Below are 20,105 nucleotides of genomic sequence, written 5' to 3' on the forward strand. Positions count from 1 at the left end.
CGTCATGCCACGACGGCTGCGGCAGGCCACCGCCCCCGAGCCCTCGCCACACCTTCGCCCGAACGGAGTTCACCCATGCCCGAAACCGGCCGGAGCGCCCCCACCGACCCCTGGGAGTACTCCCTCCACATCCCCAACGACCCCCGCGCCGTCACCATCAGCCGGCGCACCCTCCGCCTGATCCTCACCATGCACGGGCTGATCCGGCTCGTCGACGTCGCCGAGCTGCTCGCGGCCGAGCTGGTGTCCAACGCCGTGCGGCACACCAAGGGGCCCGCCGCGCTGCGGGTGCGCTGGGCGGCGGGGGTGCTGCGGATCGGGGCGTGGGACGCCGACCCCGCCCCGCCGGAGCCGCCGGTGCCGTTGGAGCAGGCCGGCGATCTGGAGGAAGGGAGAGGCCTCGGGCTCGTCCGGGCGTGTGCCGACCTGTGGGGATGGCAGCCGCTCGCCAGGGAGGGCAACCGGGGCAAGGTCGTCTGGTGCGAGCTCGCCGCCGCCTGAGCGGGTCAGCGCGTGACCGGCAGGGCGGAGACGAAGCGCGGTCCGTCCGCGCGGTGCTGGACCGGGAAGGTGACCTTGAGCGCGCCCTCCTGGCCGGCCACGGACAGGTGGGTGACGTACTGCAGGCCGAGGAACGCCTTCTTGGAGCCGCCCGCGGAGACGTAGGGGCGGGGCAGGTTCAGGACGAGCGGGCCGGGCCTGCCGCCGCGGTTGCCGTCGAAGAAGAGGATCCGCTGGTCGGTCAGGACCAGGTACAGCGGGCGCGGGGTGACCGTCGCCATGACCGTGCCCGCGCTCAGCACGCCGACCACGGCCGCCGTGAGCGCCTGCTTGCGGACGGAGACCGAGCCCACGCCGGCCAGGGAGGTCATCTGCACCTGCTCGCCCTGGAGCAGCAGCGGGGCGGCCGTGTCCAGAAGCTGTCTGGCGCGGCGGGAGTTGAGGGCCATGCGGGGGCTCCGTGATCTGGGGATTGGGGAGGGGCGGGCGTGCGGACGGTATGGACGCAAGGTGAACGCCAGATGTCCAACTGGTTCGCGTACGGTCAAGCGGAAGTCGTGTTATTCCCTGGTCGGCGCCACCTGCTCCCGACTGCCGGCGGTCTCGTCGGCCTGCCTTACGATGCGCCGCATGTCGCGCGCTCCCGCCTCCTCCCTGCCGCCCCCGGACTTCGAGACCGCCTCCGCCTTCCCCGAGGCCGCCTGGCTGCGGCAGGCCGCAGCGGCGCGGGACTGGGCGGCGATCCGGAACTACGTCGACGGCCTGCCGCACGGGACGGACCGCAGCTTCGCCGTCCGGGAGTTGGCGGAGGTGACCGGGGTGGAGGAGTGGCTGCGCGGCGTCGTCGCCGCCGCGCCCCACGACGTGCTCGCCCTCACCGCCCTCGGCGCCCGCGAGGTGCGGATCGGCTGGGAGATCCGGACCACGGCCCGCGCACAGCACGTCAGCCCTGAGCAGTTCGCCGGGCTGCACGCGCATCTGCGCCAGGCCGAGCAGCTGCTGATCCGGGCCACCGCGCTCGACCCGGAGTTCGACGCGGCCTGGGCGGAGCGGCTCACCACGGCCATGGGGCTCCAGCTCGGGCAGAACGAGGCACGCCGCCGCTACGACCGGCTGGCCAAGCACCACCCGCACCACTACGGCGCCCAGGGACGACTTCTCCAGCAGCTGTGCCCCAAGTGGGGCGGCAGCTGGGAGGCGGCGCACGGCTTCGCCCGGGAGTGCATGCTGGCCGCCCCCGAAGGGGCCCTGAGCGGAGGTCTGGTGGCCGAGGCGCACATGGAGCACCGGCTCGCCCTGCGCGGGCAGGAGCGCGAGCGGTACCTGCGTCAGGACCACGTGCGCGCCGAACTCGTCGAGGCCGCCGAGCGGTCCGTGTTCCACCCGGGCTTCCGGCGCGACTACGGCTGGGTCACCGCCCAGGGCTACTTCGCCGCGCTGTTCTCCCTCATGGGGGACATGCCGCGCGCCGCCGCCTGCTTCCGCGCGCTGGGCAACCTCGCCTCCCCGTACCCCTGGCGCGAACTGGGCGGGGACGCCGCCGAGACCTACATCCGCCACCGCGACACCGCCCTCGCCAGAGGCTGAGCCAGAGGCCCAGAGACCACCCATGCCGAACAGGGACCGACGATGAACCCCCAGTCCGCCGTCCACCACACCCAGGTCGACGGCATACCCACCCTCTTCGCCCACGCCGCCGGCCCCCTGCGCGCCGGACTGGTCTTCCGCGTCGGCGTCGCGGACGAGACGCTCGCCCGGTCCGGTGTCACACACCTGGTCGAGCACCTCGCCCTGCACCGCCAGGGCCTGGCCGACTACCACTTCAACGGCGCGACCAAGGCCGCGTTCACCCACTTCCACGTCGAGGGCGCCGAGCACGAGGTCGTCGCGTACCTCACCGGCGTCTGCGCCTCGCTCGCCGACCTGCCCATGGAACGGCTGGAGACCGAGAAGGAGATCCTGCGCACCGAGGAGTCGCGGCGCGAGCCCAGCCCGCTCCCGCTGTGGCGCTACGGAGCCCAGGGCCACGGCCTGGCCGGCTACCCGGAGTGGGGCGTGCGCGGCCTGCGCGCGGACGACGTACGGCACTGGGCGCAGACCTGGTTCACCCAGGGCAACGCCGCGCTGTGGATCGCCGGTGAGCGCCTGCCGGCCGGGCTGTCGCTGAAGCTGTCCGCCGGCGACCGCCATCCGCTGCCCGCCGTCACCTCCGCCCTCCCCGTCACGCCCGCCTACTTCTCCGACGGCACGGGCGGCGTCCTGCTGGACGGCGTCGTCACCGACACCGCCGCCGCCCGGCTGTACGCGGGCGTCCTGGAGCGCGAACTGTCCCGGGCCCTGCGGCAGGAGGGCGGCTACTCCTACACCACGGCGACCGACTACTCCCCCCGCCGGGACGGGTACGCGCTGGTGACCGCGTTCGCGGACGCCCTGCCCGACCGGCAGGACGCGGTGCTCGGCGGTTTCGTCGACGTCCTCGCCGCGCTCCAGGCGGGCAGGGTCGGGCAGGCCGGCCTGGACGCGGTGCGCGGTCGCGCCGACATGGCGCTGACCGCGCCCGACGCGGCCGTACGCGAGCTGCCGGGCATGGCGGAGGACCTGCTCGCCGGGCGGCCGTCGCGCACCCCGGACGAACTGCGGGCCGAGCTGTGGGCGGTGACGCCCGCGGATCTGCACGCGGTGGCCCTGGAGGCGGCGCGGACGGCGCTGATGCAGGTGCCCGCGGGCCACAGCGCCGACTGGGCCGGGTACACGGCGGCCCCGACGACCTCCCCGTACGCCGTCACCGGGCGGCGGTTCGATCCCGTGGGCGGGAACGGTGCGGCGCTGGTGGTGGGCGAGGAGGGGGTGAGTCTGGTGAGCGGGGCGGCGCACGGTTCCGGGAGGGCCGCGACGGTGCTGTACCGGTCCTGTGCCGCCGTGCTGAGCCGGCCCGACGGCGGCCGGCGGCTCATCGGCACCGACGGCATCTGCGTGGACGTCGAGCCGGCCCTGTACGGCGTCGACGCGCACACGATGGCGGTCCTCGACGCCGCGGTTCCGCCGGATGCGGTGGTGTGGCTGCCTGCCCGGCAGCAGCCGCCCCGGCCGAGACCCGCGATGCCCGGAGCGAAGGGCGCGAAGGGCGCGAAGGATGCGGAGGATGCGAAGGCCGCGGAGCGAGGAAGCGGCGCGAACCGTACGGGCCGGGGAAGCGGCGGGCGCGGCGCGGACAGTGCGGACGGGGCATCCGGCCGCCAGGGCCGGGCCGAGGCGCGGGAGCCCTCCGCGCCCACCCTTCGGACCGGGCCGCAGACGGCGGCCCTGGTCGCCTTCGGCATCCTCGCGGGCCTGTGCGGCTTCGTCGCGCTGGTGTTCACGGTCTTCGACGCCGACGATCCGGAGACCAGCGCCGGCGAATGGATCGCGGTCTCGGGCTTCCTGTGGGCGGTGACGGCCCTGGCCGCCTGGCCCGCCGTGCGGATCCTGCGCCGCACCCGGCGGGCGTGAGGCGGATCCTGCGCCGCACCCGGCGGGCGTGAGCGTGAGGCGGCCGCCCGGGCCCGTGCCCGCCCGCCGCCGGTAAGGGCGGGCCCGCCACTGCCCGTATGGGCCGGGCCCGCCACTGCCGGTAGGGGCCGGGCCCGCGACCGCCGGTAGGGGCCGGGCCCGCCCAGCGCCCGTACGGGCCGGGCCCGCCTACCGCCCGTACGGATACCCGTACGCCTGCCCCTGCGCGGGCGCCGGCGGCGCGCCGTACGGCGGTTGCGCCGTCTGCCGCGGCTGCCGGGCGTCGAAGACGGCGAACAGCAGCATGGCCGTCGCCGTCAGCAGGCACAGCACGGCGACGGTGCCCAGGACCGGGTCGCCGTCACCGGCGGACGTCCACGACGCCCAGGGGAGCGTGACGCACTCGTAGAAGACGAAGGCCGCGACGGCCCCCCAGTCCGAGACCCGGCGGCGGCGGATCGCCACGTACAGGAACGGGACCCAGATCAGCAGGCCCAGTGAACCCCAGGCCAGCGCCGACCAGGCGATTCGCTGGAGCCAGCCGGCTTCCAGACGCTTGTCCATCTCCACCCCCACCTCTGCCCCCACGGCATAGCAGGGCAAGAGTAGGGCACGGTCAGGCCGTCCTCCTCAGCGATGCGGCGATCCGCCGCGTCAGCTTCGTCGCCGTGGCGGCGCCGTTGTCGTGGCCGTCCGTCGAGAGCACGCTGACGAGGCTGGTGCCCACACGGGCGGCGACGAGCGTGGTGCCGTTCTCCCAGGAGGGGTCCGTCAGGGTGATCGTGACGGCCTCGTCGCCCAGTCCGGGCGTGGCCCGGGCGGCGACCTTCACCTTCGAATGGGTCTGGGGGTCGGTGAAGGTCCCGCACGCGGTGGCCGCGATCCTGGTCACGTCCTTCAGCACGCGCGCCGCCGTCGTGCCCCGGTAGGTGTCGATCTGCTGGGCGATCTCCTCGGACGTGTTCTTGCTGACGTAGTCGCCCTGGGCGAAGGACACACCGGTGACACCGGCGATGTCGATCCAGGAGGTGCCCTCCAGCCTGGTGCAGTCGGGCTTCGCCGGGCTCTTGGCGGCCGGCGGCTGGTAGGTGTCCCCGCTGTCGCGGGTGGCGCCGGGGTCGGAGGCGAAACCGGCCGGGAAGAACGACGCCGGGGCGAGCGCCTTCTTCAGCTGCGCGCCGGTGAACAGGCCGGCGTTCGGGTCCGCGGAGTGCGACGGGGACGCCGTGGCCTTCGCCGCGGAGGTCCCGGACGAGCCGCAGGCCGCCAGAGCGAGGGGGAGTGCGGCCACGGCCAGAACGCGGGCGGCGCGGAACGGGAGGTGCATGCGAGTCCTTCTCGAAGAGCCAGGGGGGTGGCCAGCGGACCTTACGACGCGCAGGGGATTCCCCAGGTCATGTGAAGGTCATGTACAGGTCAGAGGTGTGCCAACCGCCGGTCAAGGCGGACGGGTTCGGGCGCCCCGCGCCAGGCCGCCACCGTCCGCACGGTTGTTTTTGCCGTTGCTTGTGACAATCATGTGCTGATCAAGGGGCTCCGTTGCCCGTTCACAGAAACCGCATCGGTTACCTTGCGATCCGCTTCAGGCGCCGGGGGGTGTCCGCGGCCGGACGCAGGCGCCGCATCAAGGAGCCCAGCAACGTATTCCGGCGGACGTACGGCGCGCGACCGGCGCCGTACGCCGCCTCCGACACGCACGCGTGCCCACGGGTGCGCGTGCCCGTGCGCGCACCCGCGCACACCGTCACAGACAGGGGTGGGGATGGCCGAGCACCGGCAGTCCAGGAAGCGCAGGTACATCACGTGGGGCGTGGCCGGGGCCGCGGTCGTCGCGGGCGCGGGCATCGCCGCGCAGACCTCGATGGCCGCCACCACCTGGCCCGCGCAGAAGACCTTCACCGGCCGCGCCTTCGACACCTGCACCGCGCCCTCGCTGTCCACCATGAAGGCCTGGCACACCGGCTTCTACGGCGCCGCGGCCGTCTACGTCGGCGGCAAGAACCGCGGCTGCGCGCAGCCCAACCTGACCGCGTCCTGGGTGAAGTCGGTCAGCTCCCTCGGCTGGAAGCTCATCCCGATCTACGTCGGCGCGCAGCCACCGTGCCAGAAGAGCTCCAACCCGGAGAAGCTCACTGCCTCCACCGCCTCCTCGCTGGGCACCAGCGACGCCAAGGACGCCGTGGCCAAGGCCTCCGCGCTCGGGATGAAGGCCGGCAGCGCCATCTACCTCGACATGGAGCCGTACGACATCACCGACAAGTCGTGCAACGACGCGGTGCTCACCTATGTGCGCGCCTTCGACAAGGAGCTGCGCGCCAAGACCTACCGCGCCGGCTTCTACGGCTTCACCAGCTCCAGCGCCAAGGCCATCGCCACCGCGAGCAACAAGACCGACCTGCCCGGCAACCTCTGGTACGCCCTCTGGGACAAGACGAACACCACCACCTCCGACTGGCCCTGGGGCAAGACCCAGTTCACCAACCACAGCCGGGCCCACCAGTACATGGTGAACAGCAAGGAGTCCCACGGCGGCGTCACCCTCACCGTCGACCGCGACGCGTGGGACGCGCCCGTGGCCATCACCGGCTGACCGTCGCACAAGGACAGGGAAGCCGCGCAGGACAGGGAAGCCGCGCAGTACAGGGAAAGACGCGCAGGACAGGGGAAGGGGAGGGCGGAACGGATGAGGCTCGCGTCCCTCGGCAGGGCGGTCGTGCTGCGGCCGTACGTCAAGCTGCGGCCGTACACCGTGCGGGCCGCCCTCGCCGCGCTGCCCCTGCTCAGCCTCGGCCTGCTGTGCCCCGTACCGTCGCTGGTCATGGCGGTGCGGGGGCGCGGCGGGGCCGGCTGGTGGCCCTTCGCGGCGTTCAGCGCGGTGCTGGCGGCCTGGGTGGCCGAACTGGCCCTGACGCCCGAGGACACCCACGGGCCGCTGTTTGCGGCGGACCTGTTGCTGATCTCCCTGTCGATGGCGGGTGCCTCGGTGCACGCCTGGACGGCGTGGCCGCGGCGGTCCGGCCGCCCCTGAGCCGGGAAACGGCAAACGGCAAACGCAGGAACCGGCGGCCCGGCACCGGCCCGGTGCCGGGCCGACACGGGAGCAGGTGCCGGGCCGACACGAGAGCAGGGAGAACGTGAGCAAGCAGGTCAGGCAGGTGACGCAGAGGCGTCCGGCCCAGCAGGCGCGGGCGCGGGCGGGCGGCCCGCTCGCCGTGGCCGCGCGCGCCGCGGCCCGGCGGCTGCGGTCACTGCGCGGACGTACCCTCGCGCTCGCGGCGGGCGCGGTCGCCGTCGCCGGCGCACTCGCCGTGACCGTGTACCTGCTCTCCGGGCACGACGACCGCCCGCCGGTCCCGGACACCCGCGCCCGGCACTACACCGAGACCGACGCCTGCCTGCTCACCGGGAAGGACGGCATCACCGCCGGCACCACGGCCGCCGAGGTCTGGCAGGGCATGCAGGACGCCTCCCGCACCACCCACGCCCGGGTCAGCTACGGCCAGGTGACCGGGGAGCAGAGCGCCGGCAACGCACGCCCGTTCCTCAACGGGATGCTCCAGCGCTCCTGCGACGTCGTCCTCGCCGTGGGCCGGCCGGAGGTCACCGCGGCCGGCGACACGGCACCGCGGTACAAGAAGGTCGGCTTCGTACTGGTCGGCGGCGGACACGCGGGCGGGAACGTCACCACGGTGCGCACCGGCGACGGGCTGCGCGCCGATGTGGCCGCCGCCGTCGAACGGGCGGTGCGCGCCCGCGGCTGAGCCGTCCGGGACACCGGGCGGTGCCCGGGACACCCGGGGAATCGTCGGTCCAATGGGTTGGCCGGAGCCTGCTCGCTGCCTAAGATCGATCACCGCAAGACCTTGTGCACCGCCGCACAATCTCCTCAGGAGGCTCCCTTGCATCGCCGTCGTCGCACCGCGCTCGTCCTGTCCGCCGCGCTGGCCGCGGCGGCCCCCCTCCTCACGGCCTGCGGAAACGACGCGCATCCGGGCGCCGCGGCCGTCGTCGGCGGGGAGCGCATCACCGTCTCGCAGCTGCAGAGCAGGGTGGACGAGGTGCGCCGGGCGCAGCGGGCGGCGGTGCCCGACGCCGCGCAGTACGAGCAGATCGTCGCCAAGACCGGCACCCTGGCCCGGAACACGCTGCACCAGATGGTCCTCGACCGGGTGCTGGACCGGGCCGCCCGGGACGCGGGCGTCACGGTCGGCCCTCGCGAGGTGCAGCAGATGCGGGCGGGCCTGGAGCAGCGGGCCGGCGGCGCCAAGGCGCTGGAGAACGTCTGGCTCCAGCAGTACGGGGTGCCGCCGCGGCGCCTCGACGAGAACATGCGCCGGCAGGTGGAGGCGCAGAAGCTCGCGGCCAAGCTGGGCACCGACACCAGTCGGCCCGCCTTCTGGAAGGCCCTGTCCGCCGCCTCCGCGGAGCTGGGCGTCGACCTCAACCCGCGCTACGGCAGCTGGGACGTGCAGAAGAGCAGCCGGGTGGACGCCAGGACCCCGTGGCTGCGCGACGTCACGGCGACGGCGGCGCAGACCCCGGCGTAGCGGCGCCCGGCCCTCGCGGGCGGTTCCCGAACGGCTTCCGGGCAGCGCCTCCGGGCGGCCCTTCCGGGCGGCTTCGGGGCCGTACGGAGCCGTGGGTTACGTTCGGAGCGTGAACACCTCCAGCGTGACCGACCCCGTCTCCCCGGCCGCCGGCGCCGGCCGTGTCGTCCTGCTCACCACCAGTCACCGGGTCGCCCCGGGCCTGCTGTCCTGGCCCGCGTGGCGGGCCCTGCACGCGGCCGACCGGGTGCTGTGCGCGGACGGCGCGCACCCGCAGCTGCCGTATCTGCGCGAGGCCGGCATCACCGTGGACGAGGCGTCGCCGAGCGCGGAGGAACTGGTCGGCGCCTGCGCCGGAGGGCGCACGGTGGTGGTCGTGGCCACCGGCGAGGGAGAGCCCGCGCTGACCGACGGCCTCGCCCGGCTGGCCGGGTCCGGCCGCGTCGCCCTGCCCGAGCTGGAACTGCTTCCCGCCTCCTACGACCTGCCCGGCGCCCGCCTGCTCGACCTGGTCCAGGTCATGGACCGCATCCGCGCCGAGTGCCCCTGGTCGTCCCGGCAGACCCACGAGGGCCTGGCGAAGTACGCCATCGAGGAGGCGTACGAGCTGGTGGAGTCGATCGAGGACGGCGACCGGGAGGAGCTGCGCGAGGAACTGGGCGACGTACTGCTCCAGGTCGTCTTCCACGCCCGTATCGCCGAGGAGGACCCCGAGGCGCCGTTCTCGGTGGACGACGTGGCCGCCGGCATCGTGGCCAAGCTGATCCACCGCCATCCGCACGTCTTCGGCGAGGAGACGGCCGCCACCCCGGAGGAGGTCAAGGAGCACTGGCTGCGCACCAAGGCCGAGGAGAAGCGGCGCACGTCCGTCACCGACGGCGTCCCCCTCGGCCAGCCCGGCCTCGCCCTGGCCGCGAAACTGGCGTCCCGGGTGCGTACGGCGGGCCTGGACGTGCCGTTCCCGCGGGGCGAGGGCGTCGGCTACGAACTCCTCGCCCTGGCCGCCCGCGCCGAGGCGCAGGGCGTGGACCCGGAGGCGGCCCTGCGCGCGGCGGCCCGCGCCTACCGGGACGCCATCAAGGACACGGAACGATCCTGAGCCCCGGTCCGGGAAGGCCAGGACGGGCAGGGACGGGCCGGGACAGGGCGGGCGGCCCGGCGGGTGGTACGGCACCCGGTGGGCGGCCCGGGGGGTACGGCAGCCAGTGTGGGCTCGGCGGGCACGGCACCCGGTGGCGGCCCGGCGGGTACGGCGCCCGGTGGGCGGCCCGGGGGCCCGGCCCCCCGTGGGCGGTCCGGCGGCTAGGGTCGGCCCCATGCACGACCAGCCCCCCGCCGGCCCGGACGCCCCGCCCGCCCTGTTCACCTGGGAGTTCGCGAGCAACCCCTATCCCGCGTACGCCTGGCTGCGCGAGCACGCCCCCGTGCACCGCACCCGGCTGCCCAGCGGGGTCGAGGCATGGCTGGTCACCCGGTACGCCGACGCCCGGCAGGCGCTGGCCGACCAGCGGCTGAGCAAGAACCCCGCGCACCACGACGAGCCCGCGCACGCCCGGGGCAGGACCGGCATCCCCGGCGAGCGCAAGGCGGAGCTGATGACGCATCTGCTCAACATCGACCCGCCGGACCACACCCGTCTGCGCCGGCTGGTCAGCAAGGCGTTCACCCCCCGCCGCGTCGCCGAGTTCGCGCCGCGCGTGCAGGAGCTGGCCGACGACCTCATCGGCCGGTTCGCGCGGCGCGGCACCGCCGACCTCATCCACGAGTTCGCCTTCCCGCTGCCCATCTACGCCATCTGCGACATGCTCGGCGTGCCCCGCGAGGACCAGGACGACTTCCGGGACTGGGCGGGCATGATGATCCGCCACGGCAAGGGCCCGCGCGGCGGCGTCGCCCGCTCGGTGAAGAAGATGCGCGGCTACCTCGCCGAACTGCTCCACAACAAGCGCGAGGCCCTGTCCGCCGAGCCCGCCCCCGGCGAGGACCTCCTCTCCGGCCTGATCCGCGCCTCCGACCACGGCGAGCACCTCACCGAGAACGAGGCCGCGGCGATGGCCTTCATCCTGCTGTTCGCGGGGTTCGAGACCACCGTCAACCTCATCGGCAACGGCACCTACGCCCTGCTCACCCACCCCGCGCAGCGCGAACTCCTGCAGCGGTCCCTGGCCGCGGGCGAGCGGGACCTGCTGGCAAGCGGCGTGGAGGAACTCCTGCGCTACGACGGACCCGTGGAGCTGGCCACCTGGCGGTTCGCCACCCGGCCGCTCACCATCGGCGGACAGGACATCGCACCCGGCGACCCGGTCCTGGTCGTCCTCGCCGCCGCCGACCGGGACCCGGCACGGTTCACCGGCCCCGACACCCTCGACCTGGCCCGGCGCGACAACCAGCACCTGGGCTACGGCCACGGCATCCACTACTGCCTCGGCGCCCCGCTGGCCCGGCTGGAGGGGCAGACCGCCCTCGCCACCCTCCTCACCCGGCTGCCGGACCTCCGGCTCGACGCCGACCCGGCCGAGCTGCGCTGGCGCGGCGGGCTCATCATGCGGGGACTGCGCACCCTGCCCGTCCGTTTCACCCCGGAAAGCCCCCGGACGCGTACACCCTGAGCCCTCGGCGCGCACACCCTGAGCCCCGATGCCCACACCCTGAGCCACCGGGCGCCTGCACCCCCCGCCGCGCGAACGGAAGCTGACACACGTTCAACTATGTGATCTTCACGTGATCTGTGCGGCATTAACTTGTGACAAGTGATCGTCAGCCGCTATCTTCACGCATCAGCGCGGCCCGGCGCACCGTCGGCCGCGCCGGTCACCGCTGTCCCACGAAAGGTCTCCGCATGCTCTCCGGGAACGGTCGTCACCGTCGCCCCCGTCAGGCTCCGGCCCTCCTCGTCGCCGCCGGGGTGACCGGATCCGCCATCGCCATCCCGCTGCTGGGGGCGAGCGGCGCGAGCGCGGCCGACGGCACCACCTGGGACAAGGTGGCGGAGTGCGAGACCGGGGGCTCGTGGAGCGCCGACAACGGCAACGGCTACTACGGCGGCCTGCAGCTGACGCTGGAGGACTGGGAGGCGTACGGCGGCCTGGACTTCGCGCCGAGCCCCGACCAGGCCAGCCGGTCCCAGCAGATAGCCGTGGCCGAGAAGATACTCGCCGACCGCGGCCCCGGCGCCTGGCCGACCTGCGGTCTGCTCGCCGGGCTCGGCAAGGACTCCGGCACGGCCGACGTCGACACCGGCGTGGGCGACAACCCCTCCACCTCGCCCGGTTCGAGCGACAAGTCCCAAGGCTCCGGATCGTCCAAGGGGTCCGGTTCGTCCAACTCGTCCACGGTCAAGGACCCCGGCCTGTCCGACTCCTCGTCCGATGACACCGGTTCATCCGGATCCTCCGCGAACTCCACCGGTTCACCCGATTCCTCCGGTTCGCCGGACGGCTCCTCCGCCAAGCCCTCCCCGACGGCCTCCTCGCCCGCCGGCCAGGACGGCTCCGCCGCTGCCGGCGCGCCCGCCCAGGGTGACCGGGCCGGCGGTGCCACCACCTCTCCCTCGGTGAGCCCCGGAACCGACAAGCCGGACAACTCCGAACAGATCGTGGGTTCTTCCGCCCTGGTGGACACCGGGGCGCTCGGCGCCGGCCGGCACCGCGGCGGCAGCGCCGAGGAGGATCCGGAGGAGAGCCTCACGGCGGCCTCCTCCGGCCGTCACGCCTCGCGGGACGGCGACGGCGCGCACACGCTCTCCGAGGACTACTACACCGTCCGCTCCGGCGACTCCCTCGCGTCCATCGCCGACTCCCTTGCGGTGGAGGGCGGATGGCGCGCGCTCTACGAGGCCAACGAGTCGGCCATAGGATCCGACCCGAACCACATCTCCGCCGGTCAGACCCTGGATGTCCCGGTCCAAAACACCCGGAACTAGGCCGAGTTCACGTCACACTTCGCACCGAATGTCCCTTTCGGTGAAAGTGTGGGATGAGTCTCAGAAGCCGTGATCGTCTTTGAAATCCGGGCGATCACATGTCTACGGTCGTGACCGTTCGCCACCGCGAGCCCCGGCTGCCGCAACGCCGAATCCTGCCAGCGGCCGCACGGGAACAGTCGTCGCGTCACGCGCCGCAGGCAGGAGCGGGGGACCCAAGGTAAGTGCCGCGCCGGGCAGTTCGCCGGAGCGGCTGGGGGTGAAGCCGTGCCTCGCACGAGAGGCACGGCCGGGCAACTCAACCGGCCCGAACCCGACAGCTCACCTCGCAGGCGTCGGTGAGGGGATCCATCCATGCTGTTTTCCGGCAAGGGCAAGCACCGCCGTCCGTCCAAGGCCACCCGCGCCGTCGCGCTCGCCGGTGTCACCGGCGCCGCCGTCGCCGCTCCGCTGATGGCCGCCGGCAACGCCTCCGCCGCCACCGCCTCCGAGTGGGACACGGTCGCCCAGTGCGAGTCCGGCGGCAACTGGTCCATCAACACCGGCAACGGCTTCTACGGCGGCCTGCAGTTCACCAACTCCACCTGGGCCGCGTACGGCGGCACCGCCTACGCCCCGCGCGCCGACCTCGCCTCCAAGTCGCAGCAGATAGCCGTCGCCGAGAAGGTGCTGGCGGGCCAGGGCAAGGGCGCCTGGCCGGTCTGCGGCAAGGGCCTGTCCGGCGCCGCCTACACCGGCGGCTCCGCCGCCCCGTCCTCGGGCCAGAGCAAGAGCACCGCCAAGAGCGGCACGGCCACCCGCTCCACCGAGCAGCGGGCGGGCCGCTCCGCCACGCGTCCGGCCCCGAAGAAGACCGTCACCACCCCGACCGGCAAGAAGGTCGCGAAGGGCGACGGCGAGTACAAGGTCGTCTCCGGCGACACCCTCAGCACCATCGCCGCCGAGCACCACGTCAAGGGCGGCTGGGCGAAGCTCTTCGAGCTGAACAAGGACATCGTCCAGGACGCCGACCTCATCTACCCGGGCCAGCAGCTGCACCTGAAGTGACGGCCCGCCGGTAGCCCGGCACCACAGGCCCCCACGGCGGCGGCACCCACCGCGGGGTCCCGCGGGCCCGTCCCCCGTCCCCACGGGCTCCCCGCCCCGGTGCGTTCTCCCCCGTACGCACCGGGGCGGGGCTTTTCCTTTCCTTCTCCTCGTGCTCCTCGCGGCTTCTTCCGGCCGGTTTCCCTCTCTTGTTTGTTCCGGACGGGAACAATGGGTACCGTCACCCTGTCCACGGGACGGTCGGTCGGCCGGCCGACGGCCCGGGACGGTTAGGCTCTAGTCGCAAGGCACTCCAGCCGTGCACCTCAAGCGTCACATCCAAGAAGGAGATGCTCGTGCCGTCCATCGACGTCGTCGTAGCCCGGGAAATCCTGGACTCCCGAGGCAACCCCACGGTCGAGGTCGAGGTCGGCCTCGACGACGGCAGCACGGGTCGTGCCGCCGTCCCGTCCGGCGCCTCCACGGGCGCCTTCGAGGCCATCGAGCTCCGCGACGGTGACCCGAACCGCTACCAGGGCAAGGGCGTCGAGAAGGCCGTCCTCGCCGTCATCGAGCAGATCGGCCCGGAGCTGGTCGGCTACGACGCCACCGAGCAGCGCCTGATCGACCAGGCCATGTTCGACCTGGACGCCACCGACAACAAGGGCTCCCTCGGCGCCAACGCCATCCTCGGCGTCTCGCTCGCCGTCGCCCACGCCGCCTCCGAGGCCAGCGACCTGCCCCTGTTCCGCTACCTGGGCGGCCCGAACGCGCACCTGCTGCCGGTGCCGATGATGAACATCCTGAACGGCGGCTCGCACGCCGACTCCAACGTGGACATCCAGGAGTTCATGATCGCCCCGATCGGCGCGGAGTCCTTCTCCGAGGCGCTGCGCTGGGGGGCCGAGGTCTACCACACCCTGAAGAAGGTCCTGAAGAGCAAGGGCCTGGCCACCGGCCTCGGCGACGAGGGCGGCTTCGCCCCCAACCTCGGCTCCAACCGCGAGGCCCTCGACCTCATCCTCGAGGCCATCAAGGAGGCCGGCTACGCCCCCGGCCAGCAGATCGCCCTCGCGCTCGACGTCGCCGCCTCCGAGTTCTACAAGGACGGCAAGTACCTCTTCGAGGGCAAGGAGCGCTCCGCCGCCGAGATGACGGAGTACTACGAGGAGCTCGTCGCGGCCTACCCGCTCGTCTCCATCGAGGACCCGCTGTTCGAGGACGACTGGGCCGGCTGGAAGGTCATCACCGACAAGCTCGGCGACAAGGTCCAGCTCGTCGGCGACGACCTGTTCGTCACCAACCCCGAGCGCCTCGCCCGCGGCATCGAGGAGGGCACCGCCAACGCCCTGCTGGTGAAGGTCAACCAGATCGGCTCGCTCACCGAGACCCTGGACGCCGTCGAGCTGGCCCAGCGCAACGGCTTCAAGTGCATGATGTCGCACCGCTCCGGCGAGACCGAGGACGTCACCATCGCCGACCTGGCCGTCGCCACCAACTGCGGCCAGATCAAGACCGGCGCCCCGGCCCGCTCCGAGCGCGTGGCCAAGTACAACCAGCTGCTGCGCATCGAGGAGATCCTCGACGACGCCGCGGTGTACGCCGGCCGCTCGGCCTTCCCGCGCTTCAAGGGCTGAGCTCCAAGGGCTGAGCTTCAGGGGCTGAGCTTCAGGGGCTGAGCCGATCAGCCGCTGAGGGCCGAGCCTCAGCCGGTCGTACGTACGTCCCCGTACCGGTCCCGTACCGTGTCCGGGGACGTACGCGCGTGAAGGACGTGAAGGACCACCGCGAGGGACGGGAACGGAAGGCGGGACGATGGCTGGCAGGGACCGGGACCGGTTCTCCACCGCGACCAGGCTGAGGCTGCTCGGCGAGCAGACCGCGGCCCGGGTCTACCGCTCCCAGACCCGGCGGCAGGCCCGCCGCTCCCGGCTCACCGGACGCGCCGCGCTGCTCGCGCTGGTGGTCTGCTCACTGGTGGTGGCGCTGGCCTACCCGATGCGCCAGTACGTCTCCCAGCGCGCCGAGATCGCCGATCTGCGCCACGACAGGCAGCAGGCCCAGCAGAGGGTGGAACAGCTGCGCGACCTCAAGGCACGCTGGCAGGACGACGCGTACGCCGAGCAGCAGATCCGGCAGCGGCTGCACTACGTGATGCCCGGGGAGACCGGGTACACCGTGGTCGACCCGGGGCCGGCCCGGCAGTCGCGCACCGAGCGGGAGACGGCCCGCCGCCCCTGGTACACGAACGTCTGGTACGGCGTCGACAAGTCCGACGCCGCCCACCGGTGAACGCAGAGAGAGATCTTCGTACAGGCATGGAAACACCCCCGCCGCCCACCGAGCGCACCGCACCCACCGACGCGGACGTGGAGGCGTTCAAGCAGCAGCTCGGACGGCCGCCGCGCGGCCTGCGCGCCATCGCGCACCGCTGCCCCTGCGGACAGCCGGACGTCGTGGAGACCGCGCCGCGGCTGCCCGACGGCACGCCCTTCCCGACGCTGTACTACCTGACGTGCCCGCGCGCCGCGTCGGCCATCGGCACGCTGGAGGCCGAGGGCGTGATGAAGGAGATGACCGAGCGGCTGGCCACCGACCCCGAGCTCGCCGCGGCCTACCGCGCCGCGCACGAGGACTACATCCGCCGCCGTGACGAGATCGAGGAGCTGACCGGTTTCCCGAGCGCGGGCGGCATGCCCGACCGGGTCAAGTGCCTGCACGTCCTGGTCGCCCACTCGCTGGCCGCCGGGCCGGGCGTGAACCCGCTGGGCGACGAGGCGATCGCCCTGCTGCCCGAGTGGTGGCGCAAGGGGCCGTGCGTGACGGTGCCCGCGGACCACGAGGAGACCGGGGAGGGGGACCGGTGACCCGGGTCGCCGCCGTCGACTGCGGCACGAACTCCATCCGGCTGCTCGTCGCGGACGCCGACCCCGCCACCGGCGAGCTGGTCGAGCTGGACCGGCGCATGACGATCGTGCGGCTCGGCCAGGGCGTGGACCGCACCGGACGGCTCGCCCCCGAGGCGCTGGAGCGGACCTTCGCGGCCTGCCGCGAGTACGCCGGGATCATCGAGCGGCACGGCGCCGAGCGGCTGCGCTTCGTGGCCACCTCCGCCTCCCGGGACGCCGAGAACCGGGACGAGTTCGTGCGCGGCGTGGTGGACATCCTGGGCGTCGAACCGGAGGTGATCACCGGCGACCAGGAGGCCGAGTTCTCCTTCACGGGCGCGACCAAGGAACTGACGGGGCGTGCGGACCTCGCCCGGCCCTTCCTGGTGGTGGACATCGGCGGCGGCTCCACGGAGTTCGTCGTGGGGAGCGAACACGTGAGCGCCGCCCGCTCGGTGGACGTGGGCTGCGTGCGCATGACGGAGCGTCATCTGGTCCGGGACGGGGTGGTGAGCGACCCGCCCACCGAGAAGCAGATCGCCGCGATGCGGGCCGACATCGAGGCGGCCCTGGACCTCGCCGAGGAGACGGTCCCGCTGCGCGCGGCGCACACGCTGGTGGGCCTGGCCGGGTCGGTGACGACGGTGTCGGCCATCGCCCAGGACCTGCCCGAGTACGACTCGGCGGCCATCCACCACTCCCGCGTCTCCCACGACCGCGTCCGCGAGATCACCGAGCACCTGCTGCGCTCCACGCACGCCGAGCGCGCGGCGATCCCGTCCCTGCACCCGGGCCACGTCGACGTCATCGGCGCCGGCGCCCTGATCCTCCTGGCGATCATGGAACGGATCGGCGCCCAGGAGGTCGTCGTCAGCGAACACGACATCCTGGACGGAATCGCCTGGTCGGTGGCCTGACCGGTCGGTGACCTGACCGGCCGCCTGACCGGTCACAGGTTGCGGCGGACGTCCCGCCGGCCGCCCACCTCGGCGGAGGGGCCGGGCTCAGGACCCCTCGGTCCCGGGCCGGCCCCTTCCGCGGTCCCGTGCGGGCCCGGGCCGGCCGGCTTGCGCGGTGCTCACTCGCCCTCGTCGGGCCGGACGTGGTCGTGGGTGACGTGGCGGGAGCGCAGGAGCAGCTCGCCGTCCTCGCCCCGGACCAGGACGTCGTGGACGACACAGCTCGGGCCGAACTCGGGCTCCTTGACGCCGGCATGGACGGTGAGCACCAGGCAGTAGCTCGTCGCCGTGACCGAGCCGTCGGGCGCCTGGCTCAGCGCCACCTGGTTGAACCAGTGCCGGCGCTGGATCCTGCGGGCGTCGAACTTGCGGTGGAAGTCCTCCAGGACGGCGCGGATCCCGGCACGGGTGTGCGCGGCGGGCAGCGTGGGGGAGTGCCTGAACTCGCCGTCCTCCGTGAAGGTCGCGGCGTAGCCGGCGAAGTCGCGGCCGTCCAGCTTCTGCATCTGGTGGCCGTAGAACGACAGGACCTCTGCGTACAGGCCGGTGGGAAGCGCGGTGATGGTCATGCGGCAACGGTCGCGCCGTGGCCTCGAAGCCCGCTCGAGCCGGGTTCGAGCGGCCCCTGTCAGCCTCGTCCCATGAGCACCGTGACAGTGATCGGGGCGGGCACGATCGGCCTGGGATGGATCCATCTGTTCAGCGCCCGCGGGCTGACCGTACGGGTCAACAGCCGCAGGCCCGACGCCCCGCGCGTCGTGCGCGAGGGGCTCGGACTGTTCTCCCCGGACCGGGCGGACGAACTGGCGGCGCGGATCGAGTACGAGCCGGACGTCGGCCGCGCGGTGACCGGGGCCGACCTCGTCTCCGAGAACGCCCCCGACGACCTGCCGCTCAAGCAGCGGCTGTTCGCCGAGATCGGCGAGGCCGCACCGGACCACGCCCTCGTGCTGTCCTCGACGTCGAAACTCCTGCCCGACGACCTGACCCGGGACATGCCCGGACCGGGCCGGCTGGTCGTCGCCCATCCGTTCAACCCGCCGCACATCGTTCCGCTGGTCGAGGTGCTCGGCGGGGAACGCACCGACCCGGGGGCGATCGAGCGGGCGGTGGCCTTCCTGGAGTCGGTCGGACGGACCCCGGTCGTGCTGCGCAGGGCGCTGCCCGGCTTCGCCGCCAACCGGCTCCAGTCGGCGCTGCTGCGCGAGAGCATCCACCTGGTCCTCGAAGGCGTGGTGACCGTCGAGGAGCTCGACCGGATCGTCACCGGCTCGATCGGGCTGCGCTGGTCCACCGTCGGACCGTTCCACGCGTTCCACTTGGGCGGCGGGCCGGGCGGCCTGCGCAAGTGGCTCGAGCATCTCGGCAGCGGCCTCGAACAGGGCTGGCGCGGCCTCGGAGAGCCCGCCCTGACCCCCGAGGCCGTGCGGACCGTGGTCGAACAGACCGAAGCCGCCTACGGCCACCGGAGCTACGCCGAGCTGGTCCGGGACCGGGACGACCGGCACCACGCCGTCCTGGCCGCCCTGGGGCGGACCGGGCAGCCCCGGAAGGCCCAGGAGGAGACGAAGTGATGCGTGCCGTGCAGTTCGACCGGTACGGGGATCCCGACGTCCTGTACGTCGCCGAGCGCCCCGTCCCCGAGCCCGGCCCGGGCCAGGTGAGAATCGCCGTCGAGGCCGTCAGCGTGGGCCACGCGCAGATCCAGATGCGGCGCGCGGTCTTCCCCGCGCCGATGTGGAAGCCCGTCTTCCCCGTCGTCCTCGGCGGTGACGTGGTCGGCAGGATCACCGCGGTGGGACGCGGCGTCACGGTCCTGCGCCCGGGGGACCGGGCCGGCGCCTTCACTCTGTACGGCGCCTACGCCGAGCAGGTCGTCGTCGACGCCGGCACCGTCGTGCCCGTACCCGAGGAGCTGGACGCCGCCGAGGCCGCGGTCCTCCCCGGCACCGGACTGATCGCCCTCGGCGTCTGCCGGAGCGGGCGGCCGGCCAAGGGCGAGACGGTGCTGGTGCACGCCGCGGCCGGGGGCGTGGGCCACATCGCGGTCCAGCTCGCCCGGGCGGCCGGGGCCGGCCGGGTCATCGGCACGGCGGGCGAGGCCGGCAAGCGCGCGTTCGCCCGCGCCGTGGGTGCCGACGCCGTCGTCGACCACCGCTCACCCCACTGGGCCGAGGAGGTCCGCGAACTCACCGGGGGACGCGGACCCGACGTGATCCTGGACGGCATCGGCGCCGGGGTCCTGCGGCAGGGCGTCGACCTGCTCGCCCCAGGCGGCCGGCTGGTGTTCTACGGCTCGTCCGGCGGCGAGCTGGAGATACCGCGGGTGTCGGTGATGGACCTCATCGGCATCAAGTACGTCACCGGCTTCGCACTGTCCGCCTGGCGGCTCGGCCGCCCGCACGAGTACGCGGCGGGCGTCGCCGAACTCACCCGGCTGCTGCTCGACGGACAGGTGAAGTCCGCCGTGCACGCCCGGCTGCCCCTGGAGCGGGCCGCCGAGGCGCACACCGTCCTCGAGGCCAGGGCCCAGCTGGGCCGGGTCGTCCTCATTCCCTGACCCGGCCCGATCTCCGTCCCGGGCCCGATCTACGTCCCGGCCCGATCTCCGTCCCGGGCCGCGTTCGCCGGCACGCCGGAGTCCGCACGCCGGGAGCCGGCGTGCCGGAAGTCCGTGTGCCGGGAGTCCGCACGCCAGGAGCGGCGTGCCGGGAGTCCGCGCGCCAGGAGTCGGCGTGCCGGGAGTCCGTGTTCAAAGAGTTCCGTGTTCCCA

21 protein-coding genes and 1 riboswitch are annotated in these 20,105 nt (G+C 73.4%); of the genes, 17 read left to right on the forward strand and 4 right to left on the reverse strand.

What is annotated here, in order from left to right; genetic code table 11:
• Positions 1 to 75: 75 nt before the first annotated feature.
• Complete coding sequence (locus ACI2LW_RS21485) at positions 76 to 501, forward strand: ATP-binding protein (protein WP_404732802.1); 426 nt, start codon at positions 76 to 78, stop codon at positions 499 to 501.
• A 5-nt stretch (positions 502 to 506) separates the two neighbouring features.
• Here the strand turns inward: ACI2LW_RS21485 and ACI2LW_RS21490 are convergent, their stop codons facing one another.
• A complete protein-coding gene (locus tag ACI2LW_RS21490) occupies positions 507 to 950 on the reverse strand; it encodes a hypothetical protein (RefSeq protein ID WP_404732803.1) in 444 nt (147 codons plus the stop codon).
• 181 nt (positions 951 to 1,131) lie between these two features.
• On the opposite strand from ACI2LW_RS21490, the gene ACI2LW_RS21495 reads away from it, so the two are divergent.
• Both ACI2LW_RS21495 and ACI2LW_RS21500 read left to right on the forward strand, forming a co-directional pair.
• On the forward strand, positions 1,132 to 2,088 hold the full coding sequence (locus ACI2LW_RS21495; protein ID WP_404732804.1) for a hypothetical protein: 957 nt from the start codon (positions 1,132 to 1,134) through the stop codon (positions 2,086 to 2,088).
• Between the two features lie 42 nt (positions 2,089 to 2,130).
• Positions 2,131 to 3,990, forward strand: a complete 1,860-nt coding sequence (locus tag ACI2LW_RS21500; protein WP_404732805.1) for an insulinase family protein — start codon at positions 2,131 to 2,133, stop codon at positions 3,988 to 3,990.
• A 189-nt stretch (positions 3,991 to 4,179) separates the two neighbouring features.
• Here ACI2LW_RS21500 and ACI2LW_RS21505 read toward each other — a convergent pair whose 3' ends face one another.
• Together ACI2LW_RS21505 and ACI2LW_RS21510 are read right to left on the reverse strand one after the other, a co-directional pair.
• Positions 4,180 to 4,554 (reverse strand): hypothetical protein, encoded by a 375-nt coding sequence (locus tag ACI2LW_RS21505; protein ID WP_404732806.1) that lies wholly within the window; start codon positions 4,552 to 4,554, stop codon positions 4,180 to 4,182.
• A 52-nt stretch (positions 4,555 to 4,606) separates the two neighbouring features.
• On the reverse strand, positions 4,607 to 5,317 hold the full coding sequence (locus tag ACI2LW_RS21510) for a hypothetical protein (protein ID WP_404732807.1): 711 nt from the start codon (positions 5,315 to 5,317) through the stop codon (positions 4,607 to 4,609).
• A 435-nt stretch (positions 5,318 to 5,752) separates the two neighbouring features.
• On the opposite strand from ACI2LW_RS21510, the gene ACI2LW_RS21515 reads away from it, so the two are divergent.
• From ACI2LW_RS21515 to ACI2LW_RS21570, 12 genes are all read left to right on the forward strand, one after another.
• A complete protein-coding gene (locus ACI2LW_RS21515) occupies positions 5,753 to 6,580 on the forward strand; it encodes a glycoside hydrolase domain-containing protein (RefSeq protein ID WP_404732808.1) in 828 nt (275 codons plus the stop codon).
• 93 nt (positions 6,581 to 6,673) lie between these two features.
• On the forward strand, positions 6,674 to 7,018 hold the full coding sequence (locus ACI2LW_RS21520; protein WP_404732809.1) for a hypothetical protein: 345 nt from the start codon (positions 6,674 to 6,676) through the stop codon (positions 7,016 to 7,018).
• A gap of 106 nt (positions 7,019 to 7,124) precedes the next feature.
• The gene (locus ACI2LW_RS21525; RefSeq protein ID WP_404732810.1) at positions 7,125 to 7,751 is read left to right on the forward strand and encodes a hypothetical protein; all 627 of its coding nucleotides are present in this window, start codon (positions 7,125 to 7,127) and stop codon (positions 7,749 to 7,751) included.
• Between the two features lie 138 nt (positions 7,752 to 7,889).
• Positions 7,890 to 8,537 (forward strand): SurA N-terminal domain-containing protein, encoded by a 648-nt coding sequence (locus tag ACI2LW_RS21530; protein WP_404732811.1) that lies wholly within the window; start codon positions 7,890 to 7,892, stop codon positions 8,535 to 8,537.
• A gap of 109 nt (positions 8,538 to 8,646) precedes the next feature.
• Entirely contained in the window at positions 8,647 to 9,636 is a 990-nt protein-coding gene (locus ACI2LW_RS21535) for a nucleoside triphosphate pyrophosphohydrolase (protein WP_404732812.1), read from the forward strand.
• 217 nt (positions 9,637 to 9,853) lie between these two features.
• Entirely contained in the window at positions 9,854 to 11,146 is a 1,293-nt protein-coding gene (locus ACI2LW_RS21540) for a cytochrome P450 (RefSeq protein ID WP_404732813.1), read from the forward strand.
• 230 nt (positions 11,147 to 11,376) lie between these two features.
• On the forward strand, positions 11,377 to 12,459 hold the full coding sequence (locus tag ACI2LW_RS21545; RefSeq protein WP_404732814.1) for a transglycosylase family protein: 1,083 nt from the start codon (positions 11,377 to 11,379) through the stop codon (positions 12,457 to 12,459).
• Between the two features lie 182 nt (positions 12,460 to 12,641).
• Positions 12,642 to 12,809: riboswitch (cyclic di-AMP (ydaO/yuaA leader) on the forward strand.
• 4 nt (positions 12,810 to 12,813) lie between these two features.
• Positions 12,814 to 13,506 (forward strand): transglycosylase family protein, encoded by a 693-nt coding sequence (locus ACI2LW_RS21550; RefSeq protein WP_404732815.1) that lies wholly within the window; start codon positions 12,814 to 12,816, stop codon positions 13,504 to 13,506.
• Between the two features lie 329 nt (positions 13,507 to 13,835).
• Positions 13,836 to 15,122, forward strand: a complete 1,287-nt coding sequence (eno, locus tag ACI2LW_RS21555; protein WP_404732816.1) for a phosphopyruvate hydratase — start codon at positions 13,836 to 13,838, stop codon at positions 15,120 to 15,122.
• 178 nt (positions 15,123 to 15,300) lie between these two features.
• Positions 15,301 to 15,777 carry a septum formation initiator family protein gene (locus tag ACI2LW_RS21560; RefSeq protein WP_404732817.1) on the forward strand — a complete coding sequence of 159 codons (477 nt, stop codon included), beginning with the start codon at positions 15,301 to 15,303 and terminating at the stop codon, positions 15,775 to 15,777.
• A 26-nt stretch (positions 15,778 to 15,803) separates the two neighbouring features.
• On the forward strand, positions 15,804 to 16,352 hold the full coding sequence (locus ACI2LW_RS21565) for a DUF501 domain-containing protein (protein ID WP_404732818.1): 549 nt from the start codon (positions 15,804 to 15,806) through the stop codon (positions 16,350 to 16,352).
• Positions 16,349 to 17,290: an exopolyphosphatase gene (locus ACI2LW_RS21570; protein WP_404732819.1), complete on the forward strand. Its 942-nt coding sequence runs from the start codon at positions 16,349 to 16,351 to the stop codon at positions 17,288 to 17,290. The genes ACI2LW_RS21565 and ACI2LW_RS21570 overlap by 4 nt, the downstream gene beginning before the upstream one ends.
• 161 nt (positions 17,291 to 17,451) lie before the next feature.
• Here ACI2LW_RS21570 and ACI2LW_RS21575 read toward each other — a convergent pair whose 3' ends face one another.
• Positions 17,452 to 17,901 (reverse strand): nuclear transport factor 2 family protein, encoded by a 450-nt coding sequence (locus ACI2LW_RS21575; RefSeq protein WP_404732820.1) that lies wholly within the window; start codon positions 17,899 to 17,901, stop codon positions 17,452 to 17,454.
• A gap of 72 nt (positions 17,902 to 17,973) precedes the next feature.
• On the opposite strand from ACI2LW_RS21575, the gene ACI2LW_RS21580 reads away from it, so the two are divergent.
• Both ACI2LW_RS21580 and ACI2LW_RS21585 read left to right on the forward strand, forming a co-directional pair.
• A complete protein-coding gene (locus ACI2LW_RS21580; protein WP_404732821.1) occupies positions 17,974 to 18,906 on the forward strand; it encodes a 3-hydroxyacyl-CoA dehydrogenase NAD-binding domain-containing protein in 933 nt (310 codons plus the stop codon).
• Positions 18,906 to 19,892, forward strand: coding sequence for a zinc-binding alcohol dehydrogenase family protein (locus ACI2LW_RS21585; protein ID WP_404732822.1), 987 nt, complete (start codon positions 18,906 to 18,908; stop codon positions 19,890 to 19,892). The genes ACI2LW_RS21580 and ACI2LW_RS21585 overlap by 1 nt, the downstream gene beginning before the upstream one ends.
• Positions 19,893 to 20,105: the final 213 nt, after the last annotated feature.

The sequence above is a fragment of the Streptomyces sp. NPDC004065 genome (assembly GCF_044903565.1).
GTDB lineage: Bacteria > Actinomycetota > Actinomycetes > Streptomycetales > Streptomycetaceae > Streptomyces.